This is a genomic window from Halomonas sp. NCCP-2165 (assembly GCF_023708045.1).
In the GTDB taxonomy this organism is placed as follows: domain Bacteria; phylum Pseudomonadota; class Gammaproteobacteria; order Pseudomonadales; family Halomonadaceae; genus Bisbaumannia; species Bisbaumannia pacifica.
Genome location: NZ_BRCY01000008.1, coordinates 44,988 through 57,356, shown reverse-complemented (window position 1 = coordinate 57,356; position 12,369 = coordinate 44,988). Strand labels below are relative to the sequence as shown.

The following is a 12,369-nucleotide window of genomic DNA, read 5'->3' as shown; positions in this document are numbered from 1 at the left end:
CTCGCCGGGCCATCGCCCGGCCCCCGCTTCAGTGACGCCACACCGGCGACATCGAAATTCGTCTCAAGTTCTGTTGTTTACAAAAATAACAAGCATTATCATTTGCATTAGTCGCCGAGCCCTCCCGTCTCGTCGACAGCTCCCATGCAGAAACCACCAACAAGAGACACCCATGACTCCCCGCACTCCCGCTTTCGCTCCGCATCCCCTGCGCCTGGCGCTGCGCCGGGCCCTGGGCCTTGCCCTGCTCCTGCCGGCCGGCCCGCTGCTCGCCGAGGAAGCCGATATCACCCTGGACGCCGTTACCGTGGAGGCCGAGGCGATCGCCGCGGTCACCGAGGGCAGCGAGCGCTACCAGGCCCCCGCTACCGCCGCGTCGATGGGCCTCTCCCTGACGCCCCGGGAGACGCCCCAGTCGGTGTCGGTAGTGACCCGGGCGCAGATCGACGACTTCAACCTGGACAGCGTCAACGACGTCCTGGAGAGCACCCCCGGCATCACCGTGGAGCGGGTCGAGACCGACCGCACCTACTACACCGCCCGCGGCTTCGATATCACCAACTTCCAGGTCGACGGCCAGGGCATGCCCTTCGTCTACGACAACGTTCAGGGCGACCTGGATACCTATATCTATGACCGGGTCGAGGTGCTGCGCGGCGCCAACGGCCTGCTCAGCGGCACCGGCAACCCGGCGGCCACGATCAACTTCGTGCGCAAGCGCCCCACCGCCACGCCCCAGGCCAGCCTGGGCGCCACCCTGGGCAGCTGGGACCAACGCCGCCTGGAAGTGGACCTGGCCGGCCCCCTGGACGCGGCGGGCCGCGTGCGCGGCCGCTTCGTCACCGCCGGCGAGGAGAAGGATTCCTACCTGGACCGCATGCAGCGCAGCCGTCGCGTGCTCTACGGGGTCATCGAGGCGGACCTCGGCGACACCACCCGGCTGACCGCGGGCCATAGCTGGCAGCGCAACGACACCGACAGCCCCCTGTGGGGCGCCCTGCCGCTCTACTACAGCGACGGCAGCCCCACCGACTATGACGCCTCCACCAGCACCTCCGCCGACTGGGCCTACTGGAACAATCGCGACCAGCACAGCTTTATCGAGCTGAGCCAGGAGTTCGCCGGCGGCTGGGAGGGGCGCGCCACCCTGACCCATATCCAGCGGGAGTCCGATTCCAAGCTCTTCTATGTCTACGGCACCCCGGACCGCGACACCGGCAGCGGCCTGTTCGCCTACCCGAGCCGCTATGACCTGGAGAACGAGCAGTGGATCGCCGATCTCTCCGCCCGGGGGCGCTTCGAGTTGGGGGGGCGCGAGCACGAGGCGGTGCTGGGCGCCCAGTGGTCACGCTCCCACCTGCAGGACGTCTCCCACTACGGCCAGGGCATCGGCGACCCGCTGCCGCCGCTGGAGGAGTGGCAGGGGGACTACCCCGAGCCCGCCTTCGATGCCGGCGTGGCGGGCAGCGACTGGGTCGACCGGGAGACCGCCCTCTACGGCGCCCTGCGCCTGAGCGCCAGCGACCGCCTGATGCTGCTGGGCGGCCTGCGCCTGGCCGACTTCGAGGGCGAGGGCGAGAACTACGGCGACGACAAGACCACCTCCCACCGCGGCATCCTGACCCCCTATGCCGGGGCGGTCTATGACCTCAACGACGAGCTCTCCCTCTACGCCAGCTACACGCGTATCTTCCGGCCCCAGACCGAGGTGGACCGCAACCGCGATCGCCTCGACCCGGTGGAAGGAGATGCCCTGGAGGCGGGCCTCAAGGCGGAGCTCTTCGACGGCCGCCTGGACGCCTCCCTGGCGCTCTTCCAGATCGAGCAGAGCAACCTGGCCGAGGCCGCTGGCACCATCCCCGGCAGCGCCGATACCTTCTATCGCGGCGTCGATGGCCTGACCAGCCGCGGCGTGGAGGCGACCCTGGCCGGGGAGCTGGCGCCGGGCTGGCAGGCCAGCCTCGGCTATACCGTGCTGTCCATCGAGGACGCCGACGGCGAGGCCGCCCGCACCCATGCGCCGCGGCATATGCTGCGCGCCATGAGCCGCTACCGCCTGCCCTTCCTGGAGCAGGCCAGCGTCGGCGCCCGGCTGCGCTGGCAGGGGGATATCCACCGCGAGCAGGGCAACGGCGTGATCACCCGCCAGGAAGACTACGCCCTGGTGGACCTGATGGCCCGCTATGACTTCAGCGAGCGCCTCAGCGCCTCCCTGAACCTCAACAACGTCACCGACGAGAAGTACCTGACCAGCCTCTACTGGGCCCAGGGCTTCTACGGCGCCCCGCGCCACGCCATGTTGAGCCTCGACTGGCGCTACTGAGCAGCGCCCACAAACGCCAAGGGCCCGCCGAATGGCGGGCCCTTGGCGTTGAGCAAGCGGCCAGGTTTCGCCCTGGCCGTGGCTATCAGCCCTTCACCACCGCGGTGACGGTGATCTCCACCTTCAGCTCGTCGGCGGGCATGGGGGCGGTGATGCAGGTACGGGCCGGAGCGTGACCCTCGGGCACCCAGGCGTCCCAGGCCGCGTTCATGGCGGCGAAGTCGGCGCCATCCTTGAGGTAGATAGTGGCGGCGAGCAGGTGCTCGCGGTCGGAGTCGATCTCGGCGAGCAGCGCATCGACCCGGGCCAGCATGCTCTCGGTCTGGGCGGTGATATCGCCCTCGCGGGCCTCGGGGCCGGCCACCTGGCCGCACAGATAGGCCACGCCGTTATGGATGACGGCGCGGCTCATACGGGTCTTGGTGTCGTGACGCTGGATGCTCATGGCTACCTCGCTGGAACGGGAGAAAAGAGATCAAAATGATAACGCACAATGGCCAGTAATCACGGCAAATAGAACTATTTTTCAATTCTTGATCAGCATTATCAAATGCATTTCTCCCCACCATCGGCCTTTTCAACCAGCATAACCGACTGACCCCGCGGCGCCGGGCCCGAGCGACTCCTGGGCAGGCTCACCGCATCGGGTAGCGCGGGCGCGCCTAGCGCAGCAGCAGCACCGGCAACGTGGCCTTACGCAACATGGCGGTGGTGGTACTGCCCACCAGCAGGTGGCGAATCCGCGAGTGGCCGTAGGCACCCATCACCAGCAGGTCGATGCCCTGCTCCTCCTTGTAGGCGCGCAGGGTCTCCTCCACCTCACCGGCACGGATCTCGCCCTGGGCCCGGTGCCCGGCCTCGCGCAGGGTGCTCAGCGCCCAGTCGAGCTGGGAGCGCAGGTCGGCGAGCTCCGCGCCCACCATCACCACGTGGCACTTGCAGTCCCGAAACAGCGGGCTCTTGGCGATCATCTCGACCCCCTTGCGGGTGGTCTTGCTGCCATCGAAGGCGATCAGCACCTTTTCGGGACGGGTAAAGGTGGGCGGCACCATCAGGATGGGGCGGTGCAGGCTGCGCACCACCCGCTCCAGGTTGGTACCCAGGTGGCCGCTGTCCTGCTGGTGACCCTCGCCGCGCTTGCCGATCACCAGCAGTCGGGTCTCCTCCTCCAGTTCCGCCAGGGTCTCCACCAGGGTGCCGTTGCGCTGACGGCTGGCGGGTTCCGCTACGCCGTCGGCCAGGGCCCGCTCCCTGGCCGCCTGGAGCATCAGCCGGCCCTGCTCCTGGGCGAGCTTGGCGCGCTGCTCGTCGAGGCTGGCCAGCTCCTCCAGCAGGTGCTCCCGGGAGCCCAGGCCGATATTGCCGGAGAGATCCGCCTCGGCGGTCTGGGGGTGATTGTCCACCACGTGCAGGAAGGTGAGCGGCGCCGCCAGCGCCAGACTGGCCCAGGCCGCGTAATCGCAGACGCCCTGGGAGAACTGGGAGCCGTCGATGGCGGCCATTACATGATCGGTCATTGTGCTCGCATCCTTTTGCTGGCGTATGCCCCGTTTCTACCCTATCGATGCCGCGCTGAACACCCCGGCGCGGCCGGGGCGTCGGCGGGCACTTCTCAGTGACCGCCCATCAGCTTCTCGACGGCTTCCGGGTCGTTGTGCACGGCGTAGCGGTCGACGATGGTGGCGCTGGCCTCGTTGAGACCGATCAGCTCCACCTCGGTGCCCTCGCGGCGGAACTTGATGACGATGCGATCCAGGGTCTCCACGGCGGTGATATCCCAGAAGTGGGCCCGGGAGAGGTCGATGGTGACCTTCTCGAGGCTCTCCTTGAAGTCGAAGGCGGCCATGAAACGCGACGCCGAGGCGAAGAACACCTGGCCCACCACCCGGTAGGTACGCGCGTTGCCCTGCTCGGCGAGCTCGGAGCCGAGGTAGAGAATATTGCCCACCTTGTTGGCGAAGAACATCGCCGCCAGCAGCACGCCGACGAAGACACCGATGGCCAGGTTATGGGTGCCCACGGTGACCGCCACGGTGGCCAGCATGACGATATTGGTGCTCAGCGGATGCTTCTTGAGGTCGCGGATCGAGCTCCAGCTGAAGGTGCCGATGGAGACCATGATCATCACCGCCACCAGGGCCGCCATGGGAATCTGCGAGACCCAGTCGGCGAGGAACACCACCATGATCAGCAGCGCCGCGCCGGCGATCAGGGTGGAGAGGCGCCCACGGCCGCCGGACTTCACGTTGATCACCGACTGGCCGATCATCGCGCAGCCGGCCATGCCGCCCAACAGGCCGGTGCCGATATTGGCGAGGCCCTGGCCCTTGCACTCGCGGTTCTTGTCGCTCGGGGTATCGGTCAGGTCGTCGACGATGGTGGCGGTCATCATCGACTCCAGCAGGCCCACCACGGTGAGCATGATCGCATAGGGAAAGATGATGCCCAGGGTCTCGAGGGTCAGCGGCACGTCCGGCCACAGGAACACCGGCAGGGTATCGGGCAGCTCGCCCATATCGCCGACGCTACGGATCTCCATGCCGGTCAGCAGGTAGACGGCGGTCAGCACCAGGATGCACACCAGCGGCGACGGCAGGGTCTTGCCGATCACCGGCACATAGGGGAAGCCGTAGATGATGACCAAGCCGGCGGCGGTCATGGCATAGACATGCCAGGTCACGTCGGTGAGCTCCGGCAACTGGGCCATAAAGATCAGGATCGCCAGGGCGTTGACGAAGCCGGTGACCACCGAGCGCGAGACGAAGCGCATCAGGTCGGCGAGCTTGAGGTAGCCGGCGACGATCTGCAGCACCCCGGTGAGCAGGGTGGCGGCGAGCAGGTACTCCAGGCCATGTTCCTTGACCAGAGTCACCATCAGCAGCGCCATGGCGCCGGTGGCGGCGGAGATCATCCCCGGGCGGCCGCCGGCGAAGGCGATGATCACCGCCATGGAGAAGGAGGCGTAGAGGCCGATCTTGGGATCGACCCCGGCGATGATGGAGAAGGCGATGGCCTCGGGAATCAGCGCCAGGGCCACCACGATGCCGGCCAGGGTGTCGCCCTTGAGGTTGGAGAACCAGTCTTGCTTGATCGATCGAATCATTCTACGGTCCAGTCGAGGGGTGATGCCTCGCCGAGGCGCAGGACGCCCTGCCATGACAGGGGCGGCTCGCCGGGCGAGAAGCGTTGATGCGTTGCGGCTTATGGTCGAAACGAGGGCACGCGCGGGCGCCAGGCATCCACAGTGATGCCAGGGGGTGACGCTGCCATGACGGCGGTCGCGTCTCCCCGGGGAGGGGAAGGCGGTGCTAGGGCGGCGTCATACCGCGTGGAGAGGCGTGAGTCACCGGCTGAGAATCCCTTGCTCGTTTCATTGGCGTCCGATCCTGACCCGAGGCGGCGAACGCCAGGCATTCGACCGGGGTCTCGAGGACGCCGATTTTGAGGAGCGCAAATTCTATCAGCTTACTCGGCGCCCTGCACCCGCCGCCTGAGGCGCCGCTCGCGATGCAGGTCGCAGGCACCCTTGAGCGTCAGGGTGCCGAGCACCAGGGCGCCGCCCACCAGGGCCGAGGAGGAGGGGCGCTCCGCCAGCAGCCACCACAGCCAGAGGCTGCCCACCACCACCTCCAGCAACATCAGCAGTCCCACCTCGGCGGCGGGCAGGTAGAGGGGGCCGCGCTGGATCAGGGTAAAGCCCAGCGGCAGCAACCCCAGGCAGAGCAGCAGCAACAGCCCCAGCCGCTCCGCCGGTGGCCAGGCGAGGCCATCGCCGGCGAGGCCATACGCCCCCGCCGCCAGGGCCACCAGCAGCCCCGAGAGGGTCAGCATGGGGCTCATGTCGATACCCGGGCGGGTGCGGCAGAGGGTGAAGTTGGCGGCCAGGGAGAGCGCCGCCAGCAGGGCGAAGCCGTTGCCCAGGAGGCTGCCGGCGCCGGCGTCGTCGGCGACGATCAGGGCGGTGCCCAGCAGGCAGGCACCGATGGCCAGCCAGGTGCTGGGGAGCTGGCGCTCGCCGAGGAAGCAGCGCGACAGCAGGGCGGCGAAGAGCGGCGCGCCGGCCAGGATCATCAGGACATTACCGCCCTTGGTGTACTGGTTGCCCAGCACGAAGCCCAGGGTGGAGCCGGCGAAGAGCAGCGCCACCAGCAGGCCGGTCGCGCCGCAGCGACGATAGGCGGCGAAGAAGCCCCGCCCTTGGCGCAGCCAGACGATGATCACGAAGCCCAGCGCCGTCAGCAGCCCCCGCCATAGCAGGATCGTGGCGTCCGGCAGGCCGATCAGCTTGATCAGCAGGGCATCCGGGGAGATCACCAGGGCCCCGCCAGCCGTCATCAGCAGGCCCTGCTGTCGCGGACTCAAGGCTGCCTCGCGGTCTTCGCTACCCGGCGGGACTCAGGAGGCATCGCCCCCCCCGCCGGTATGCGCCCGGGCCACCGGCGCGGCCTTCATCTCGCGGAAGGCCTCGACCAGGTCGATGGGCAGGGGCACCACGATGGTGGAAGCATTCTTGTTGCTCATGTCGCTCATGGTCTGCAGGTAACGCAGCTGCAGGGCCGCGGAATTCTCGGACATGATATTGGCGGCCTCCACCAGCTTCTTGGAGGCCTGCAGTTCGCCCTCGGCGTGGATAACCTTGGCGCGCCGCTCGCGCTCCGCCTCGGCCTGGCGGGCGATGGCGCGGATCATGCTCTCGTCGAGGTCCACATGCTTGATCTCCACGTTGGCCACCTTGATGCCCCAGCCCTCCGCCGAGGCGTCGATGATCTCCTGGATATCGTCGTTGAGCTTGTCGCGTTCGGAGAGCATCTCGTCCAGGTCATGCTTGCCGAGCACCGAGCGCAGGGTGGTCTGGGCCAGCTGGCTGGTGGCATTGACGTAATGCTCCACCTGGATGATCGCTTTCTCCGGGTCCACCACCCGGAAGTAGAGCACCGCATTGACCTTGACGGTGACGTTGTCCTGGGAGATGACGTCCTGTTCCGGCACGTCCATGGTGATCACCCGCAGGTCCACCACCTCCATCTTTTGGATCCCGGGGATGATGATGATCAAGCCCGGTCCCTTCACCGACTGGAAGCGACCCAGGAAGAAGACCACGCCGCGCTTGTACTCCGGCAGGATGCGGATCGCCGCCGCCAGGAACATCACCACCAACACCAGGGGAACGAGATAGGTCACCATCATGGTCCGGACTCCTCGGTTGTCGCTGCGAATTCGCCGCCGCCCTCGACAGCATAGCCGCTAGTCGGCGGCGTCCAGGGGCGCCACTTCCACGGTCAGGCCGTCGACCCGCACCACCCTCAGGTGCTGGCCGCGGCGCACCGGAGCGGCGGATACCGCCCGCCAACGCTCGCCGTGCAGGCGCACATGCCCCTCCCCCTCGAAATCCTCCTGGGCGATGGCCTGCTCGTGGAGCAGCTCCTCCTGACCGGTGCGCACCGGCGCACGACGCAGGCCCACGAAGCGGGTCATCACCCACAGCATCAGCAAGCCCGCCAGGCCCGCCACGCTGCCGATCATCGGCAGCGAGATGCTCAGGTGCTCGGCATCCATCAGGATCACCGAGCCGATCACGAAGGCCACCACGCCGCCGATGCCGAGGATGCCGAAGCTGGGCATAAAGGCCTCGCCGACGATCAGCCCCAGCCCCACCAGGATCAGCGCCAGGCCGGCGTAGTTGACCGGCAGCACCTGGAAGGCGAACAGCGCCAGCAGCAGGCAGATCACCCCGATGGTGCCGGGGATCAGGCTACCGGGATTGGAGAGCTCGAAGATCAGCCCGTAGAAGCCGATGATCATCAGGAAGTAGGCCACATTGGGATTGGTGATCACCGCCAGCAGCTCGGTGCGCCAGTCGGGATCATGGGTCTCGATCACCAGGTTGGTGGTGTCCAGCACCCGGGTGCCGCTCTCCATCACCACCTCGCGGCCATCGATCTGGGCCAGCAGGTCGGCCAGGTCGCTGGCCAGCACGTCGATGACGTTGCGCTCCAGGGCCTCGTTGGAGGTCAGGGTCACCGCCTCGCGCACCGCCGCCTCGGCCCAGTCGGCGTTGCGCCCGTGGCGCTCGGCCAGGCCGCGGATATAGGCCACCGCGTCTTCCAGCACCTTGCGCTCCATGGCGGTCTCGCCGCGGCGGGGCTCGCCCTCCTGGGCGGGCGCCTCGTCGTCCCCCTGGCCGGAGCTCTCCGCCGCCTCGTCGGCGACGGCATCGTCCGGGGCCTCTTCGGCGGGGGCGTCCGGCTCGTCGCCAAGCCCCGGCAGGCCGCCGCCGCCCAGCTGTACCGGGGTGGCGGAGCCCAGGTGGGTGGCGGGGGCCATGGCGGCCACATGGCTGGCATAGAGCAGGTAGGTACCGGCGCTGGCGGCCCGGGAGCCGCCGGGGGAGACATAGAAGGCCACCGGCACCGGTGAGGAGAGCATGGCGCTGATCATCTCGCGCATGGAGGCGTCGAGGCCGCCGGGGGTATTGAGCTTGACCACCACGAGCTCGGCATTCGCCTCGGCGGCCAGGCGCAGGCCGCGCTGGAAGTAGTCATTGCTGGCGGGGCCGATGGCCCCGTCGATGGTCAGCACCCAGGCGCTGCGCTCGGCCTGTTGAGCCTGGGCATGCCAGGCCAGGACGCTGCCGAGGGCCAGGCAGCATAGCGACAGGATCAGGAGGATGCCCTGACGAGTGTTCCACCGCATGCTGCCCATGGCTGACCCTCCGGCTATCTCGCCCTCTTAGTCGTGTGATAAGGCGCCGGGGCGTTGGTTCATTCCGGCCTCAGGCCCGGCGGACCTCGGGGCTGGTGGCCAGCACCCCGGCACGAATTACGCTCTGCTGCTCGATCAGGGGATTCACCACCTCGCGGCTGGCCTGGTAGTGAGGCGTCTGCTTGTGCTCGGCCAGGGCCGCTTCATCCCGGTATATCTCATAAAGGTAGAAGAGATTCGGGTCCTGCTGGTCCTCCAGCACATCGAAAACGTGGCAACCCGGCTCTTCGCGCACCGAGGCGGCGGCATTGGGCAGCATCGCCTCCAGGAAGCGCTCCCGCTGGCCGGGCTTGAGTTGAGTCTTGACGATAATGCAGAACATGGCGGGGCTCCTCGACTTGACGCAGAGTTTAAATGGAAATACTTTCCACAAAATATCATAGACGAGTCGATGACCAAAGGAAGCCACCATGCAACGCCCCGCTCCCCTCAATGGCATGCGCCATATCGCCCTCCAGGTGCAGGACCTGGAGGCCTGTGAACGCTTCTACGTGGACCTGCTGGGCATGGAGGTGCTGCGCCGCGCCCATGCCGACCTGGTCTACCTGACCCTGGGCAACGACAACCTCTCGCTGAGCCGCGCCAAGGCCCCCACCGGCGAGGATCCCCAGCGCCTGGATCACTTCGGCTTCGTGGTGGATACCCCCGAGGACGTGGATGCCTGGCACGACTACCTCCAGGCCCAAGGCGTCCGGGTGACCAGCGCCCCCCATGACCATGCCGATGGCGCCCGCAGCTTCTACTGCCTGGACCCGGACGGCAATAGCGTCCAGCCGCTCTATCATCCCTGCGTCTCCGGACAGCGGCTGGGCTAAGCGCGGGGAGCTGAGAGCCGGAAGCTGGAAGCCAGTATGCGAACCGCCTGCGCGAAGGCCACGGATGCCTCCCCCGAGCCACCTTCGCCCTCTTATCCCGCCAATAGTCGACCGAAACCCGCCAGGCGCGTGGCCCGTCCGGCCAGTCGCCGGGCATGCCAGTAGAGGGCCTGGTTGCTGGAGAAGCAGGGAATCCCGAAGCGCGCCTCGAGCGCCTCGAGTTGCTCCAGGGCACGCAGGTTGGTGCAGGGCATCACCACCGCGTCCACCCCCTCGGCCCCCTCCAGCAATGCCGCCAGGGCATCGCCGAGGCAGTCCGGGTCCACCGCCGGAATATCCACGTCGCGGCTGAGATGGAAGCCTCCCACCGCAACCACCTCGATACCTAGCTCCTCGAAAGCGGCATAGAAGGCGGCATTGAGCTCTCGCACATAGGGGGTGAGCAGGGCGATGCGCCTCACGCCCCGGCTCGCCAGGGCCTCGCGCAGGGCCAGCCAGGGGTGGGTCACCGCCACTCCGGGACGCACCGCGGCGAAGGTCTTGGCGATGGACCGATCGCCGATCAACAGCCCCGCCGAAGTACAGCCGAAGACCAGGGTGTGCAGGGGCAGATCCGGCACCAGGGTACGCGCCGCGGCCTCGATCTTCGGCGCCAGGGCCAGCAAGGCCCGTGGCGTCACCTCCCCGGTGGTCGGCAAGCGAGTGCAGAAGCACTCCACGTCGTCACCGAGCAGCCGCTGCCAGTCCCGCTCCAGGGTGTAGTCGGTATCCAGCAGCACCAGGCCGATGCGCAGCAACTCGGGCCGGGCATAGCGCCGATAGGGCAGGCCCCGTTCCAGATAGCTGAAGTGCTTGCCCCCATCGCTCATGCCGACTCCTCCGGTAGCATCTTGCCCCAGCATAGCCGGAATTCGGACGAAGCGAGGCTCAGGGCCTTCGACAGGCCGCCTCGAGGCGCTCGGCCCAGGTGGGCAGGTCCAGGGGGATCTGCCCGATCACCTCGATATCGCGGTTCTCGAAGACTCCGGCATCCTGGGCCCTGAGCCGGGCGATCTCACGATCCCGATGGGCCAGCAGGACATCCAACTGAGGCCGGCAAGCGCTGACCAGGGCGGTGACCCAGCGGTTGACCGGCCAGGAGGGCCAGGCGTGATCGATCTCGAAGGTCTCGGCCAGGGCCAGGGTCTCCTCGGCGCTGCGCCAGCGCTCGCCGGTGACCCAGCGGTTGGTGGTAAAGAGCCCCATGGGCGCTCCCCAGGCATCCATGGAGACCGCCACCAGGTGGGTGGGCGTCTTCACCTTGCCGGGGCGGTTATCCTGCGCCGGCCGATTGAAGAGATGAAAGTGACCATGCTCGCCGTCGCGATGGGCATGGTAGTAGTACTGCCCGCCGGTCTCCCGGTCGTAGACATCCCCCTTGGGGTAGTGCTCGAGCCGCACGAACTGCCCCTGCCCCTTGAGCAGTTCGCCCACCAGATTGAGCCCCACCTTCGTCAGCACGCGCTGGCAGTCGAGGGCCTCCCGGGCCGCCCGGTGGCAGCTCCTCAGGGTCTCGGGATCATAGGCGGCGAGATCGGGCAAGACGACCGGCTCGCCGATGGAGAAGGTCTCCAACAGTGTCATGACGGCTCCTACAGAGGTCTCTCGTCGGCGTCACAGGCAGACGCCAGCCGGGAGCCTGGCCCCCGGCTGACGACCGCCAGCGGTTCTACAGGTGATGGGACTGCCCCGAATAGCGCCGCTGCACCTCCACCACATAGGCCGACAGCGCCGCCAGTTCCTCGCTATCCCAGCCCAGGGCATCCGCCGCCATGGGGGTCACCATGCACATCTGTACCATCTCGTCGGCATGTACCGTCGCCATGCCGAACATGTTCTCGCCCATGGCCACGCGATGGGGATAGGGCTGCTCGAAGGTCGCCTGATAGCCCTGGTCGCCCCCATGACAGCTGGCACAGGACAGGCCGTTGCCGCTCAGGCTGGTGTCGTTGAACAGCGCCTCCCCACGCGCCAGCAGCTCGGCGTCATTCTCGCCCGACTCGCTATAGGCAGGCGTATAACCGTCCGGCCGCTTGACCGCCTGGGCCGGATCGTCGGCGGCGCAGGGATTCGCCGCACAGGGGTTATCTGCCGCGCTGGGATTCGCCGCCGCGCAGGGATTCGCCGCGCAGGGATTCGCCGCGCAGGGGTTATCTGCCGCGCAGGGATTCGCCGCCGCGCAGGGATTGGCCGCCGCACAGGGATTGGCCGCCGCGCAGGGATTGGCCGCGGCGCTGGTCGATTTGGCGGCACAGGGGTTGGTCATGCCATCCGCCGTGGCCTGCGCGGCCACTCCGGCCAGGGAGAGGCTCAACAGGGTGCCCGCCAGGGTGCACTGCCATTTGGTGAAACGGGATAGGGGGAAGGTGTGTGTCATTGTCGTTCTCCTCGCTGCCTGATCTCAGTGTCGCGTCAATACCGGCGTCGCTC

At 67.6% G+C, this 12,369-nt stretch carries 12 protein-coding genes; 2 read left to right on the top strand and 10 right to left on the bottom strand.

Annotated elements, in window-relative coordinates:
- The first annotated feature begins 172 nt into the window (after positions 1-172).
- Positions 173-2,323 (top strand): TonB-dependent siderophore receptor, encoded by a 2,151-nt coding sequence (locus NFU04_RS06135; RefSeq protein ID WP_251308641.1) that lies wholly within the window; start codon positions 173-175, stop codon positions 2,321-2,323.
- Positions 2,324-2,408: 85 nt separating this feature from the next.
- On the opposite strand, the gene NFU04_RS06130 is transcribed toward NFU04_RS06135, so the two are convergent.
- The 7 genes from NFU04_RS06130 to NFU04_RS06100 all read right to left on the bottom strand — a co-directional run bounded on the left by NFU04_RS06130 (position 2,409) and on the right by NFU04_RS06100 (position 9,407).
- A complete protein-coding gene (locus tag NFU04_RS06130) occupies positions 2,409-2,768 on the bottom strand; it encodes a RidA family protein (protein WP_251308640.1) in 360 nt (119 codons plus the stop codon).
- Positions 2,769-2,985: 217 nt separating this feature from the next.
- On the bottom strand, positions 2,986-3,840 hold the full coding sequence (locus NFU04_RS06125) for a universal stress protein (protein ID WP_251308639.1): 855 nt from the start codon (positions 3,838-3,840) through the stop codon (positions 2,986-2,988).
- A gap of 95 nt (positions 3,841-3,935) precedes the next feature.
- Positions 3,936-5,426: a SulP family inorganic anion transporter gene (locus NFU04_RS06120; RefSeq protein ID WP_251308638.1), complete on the bottom strand. Its 1,491-nt coding sequence runs from the start codon at positions 5,424-5,426 to the stop codon at positions 3,936-3,938.
- 362 nt (positions 5,427-5,788) lie between these two features.
- Positions 5,789-6,658: a DMT family transporter gene (locus NFU04_RS06115; protein WP_251308695.1), complete on the bottom strand. Its 870-nt coding sequence runs from the start codon at positions 6,656-6,658 to the stop codon at positions 5,789-5,791.
- A 60-nt stretch (positions 6,659-6,718) separates the two neighbouring features.
- The gene (locus NFU04_RS06110; protein ID WP_251308637.1) at positions 6,719-7,510 is read right to left on the bottom strand and encodes a slipin family protein; all 792 of its coding nucleotides are present in this window, start codon (positions 7,508-7,510) and stop codon (positions 6,719-6,721) included.
- Between the two features lie 57 nt (positions 7,511-7,567).
- Complete coding sequence (locus NFU04_RS06105) at positions 7,568-9,016, bottom strand: NfeD family protein (RefSeq protein WP_251308694.1); 1,449 nt, start codon at positions 9,014-9,016, stop codon at positions 7,568-7,570.
- 79 nt (positions 9,017-9,095) lie between these two features.
- Positions 9,096-9,407 (bottom strand): putative quinol monooxygenase, encoded by a 312-nt coding sequence (locus tag NFU04_RS06100; RefSeq protein WP_146804141.1) that lies wholly within the window; start codon positions 9,405-9,407, stop codon positions 9,096-9,098.
- A gap of 88 nt (positions 9,408-9,495) precedes the next feature.
- Between NFU04_RS06100 and NFU04_RS06095 the strand changes: the two genes are divergently transcribed.
- Complete coding sequence (locus tag NFU04_RS06095; RefSeq protein ID WP_146804140.1) at positions 9,496-9,900, top strand: VOC family protein; 405 nt, start codon at positions 9,496-9,498, stop codon at positions 9,898-9,900.
- Between the two features lie 92 nt (positions 9,901-9,992).
- On the opposite strand, the gene NFU04_RS06090 is transcribed toward NFU04_RS06095, so the two are convergent.
- The 3 genes from NFU04_RS06090 to NFU04_RS06080 form a co-directional block, all read right to left on the bottom strand.
- A complete protein-coding gene (locus tag NFU04_RS06090) occupies positions 9,993-10,769 on the bottom strand; it encodes a maleate cis-trans isomerase family protein (protein WP_251308636.1) in 777 nt (258 codons plus the stop codon).
- Positions 10,770-10,827: 58 nt separating this feature from the next.
- Complete coding sequence (locus tag NFU04_RS06085; protein WP_251308635.1) at positions 10,828-11,523, bottom strand: DUF6969 family protein; 696 nt, start codon at positions 11,521-11,523, stop codon at positions 10,828-10,830.
- A gap of 85 nt (positions 11,524-11,608) precedes the next feature.
- On the bottom strand, positions 11,609-12,316 hold the full coding sequence (locus tag NFU04_RS06080) for a cytochrome c peroxidase (protein WP_251308633.1): 708 nt from the start codon (positions 12,314-12,316) through the stop codon (positions 11,609-11,611).
- Positions 12,317-12,369: the final 53 nt, after the last annotated feature.

Coding starts and splice junctions, on each gene's coding strand:
- NFU04_RS06085 (WP_251308635.1), bottom strand. CDS start 11,523: ATGACACTGTTGGAGACCTTCTCCATCGGCGAGCCGGTCGTCTTGCCC.
- NFU04_RS06125 (WP_251308639.1), bottom strand. CDS start 3,840: ATGACCGATCATGTAATGGCCGCCATCGACGGCTCCCAGTTCTCCCAG.
- NFU04_RS06130 (WP_251308640.1), bottom strand. CDS start 2,768: ATGAGCATCCAGCGTCACGACACCAAGACCCGTATGAGCCGCGCCGTC.
- NFU04_RS06135 (WP_251308641.1), top strand. CDS start 173: ATGACTCCCCGCACTCCCGCTTTCGCTCCGCATCCCCTGCGCCTGGCG.
- NFU04_RS06100 (WP_146804141.1), bottom strand. CDS start 9,407: ATGTTCTGCATTATCGTCAAGACTCAACTCAAGCCCGGCCAGCGGGAG.
- NFU04_RS06105 (WP_251308694.1), bottom strand. CDS start 9,016: ATGCGGTGGAACACTCGTCAGGGCATCCTCCTGATCCTGTCGCTATGC.
- NFU04_RS06080 (WP_251308633.1), bottom strand. CDS start 12,316: ATGACACACACCTTCCCCCTATCCCGTTTCACCAAATGGCAGTGCACC.
- NFU04_RS06120 (WP_251308638.1), bottom strand. CDS start 5,426: ATGATTCGATCGATCAAGCAAGACTGGTTCTCCAACCTCAAGGGCGAC.
- NFU04_RS06110 (WP_251308637.1), bottom strand. CDS start 7,510: ATGATGGTGACCTATCTCGTTCCCCTGGTGTTGGTGGTGATGTTCCTG.
- NFU04_RS06090 (WP_251308636.1), bottom strand. CDS start 10,769: ATGAGCGATGGGGGCAAGCACTTCAGCTATCTGGAACGGGGCCTGCCC.
- NFU04_RS06095 (WP_146804140.1), top strand. CDS start 9,496: ATGCAACGCCCCGCTCCCCTCAATGGCATGCGCCATATCGCCCTCCAG.
- NFU04_RS06115 (WP_251308695.1), bottom strand. CDS start 6,658: ATGACGGCTGGCGGGGCCCTGGTGATCTCCCCGGATGCCCTGCTGATC.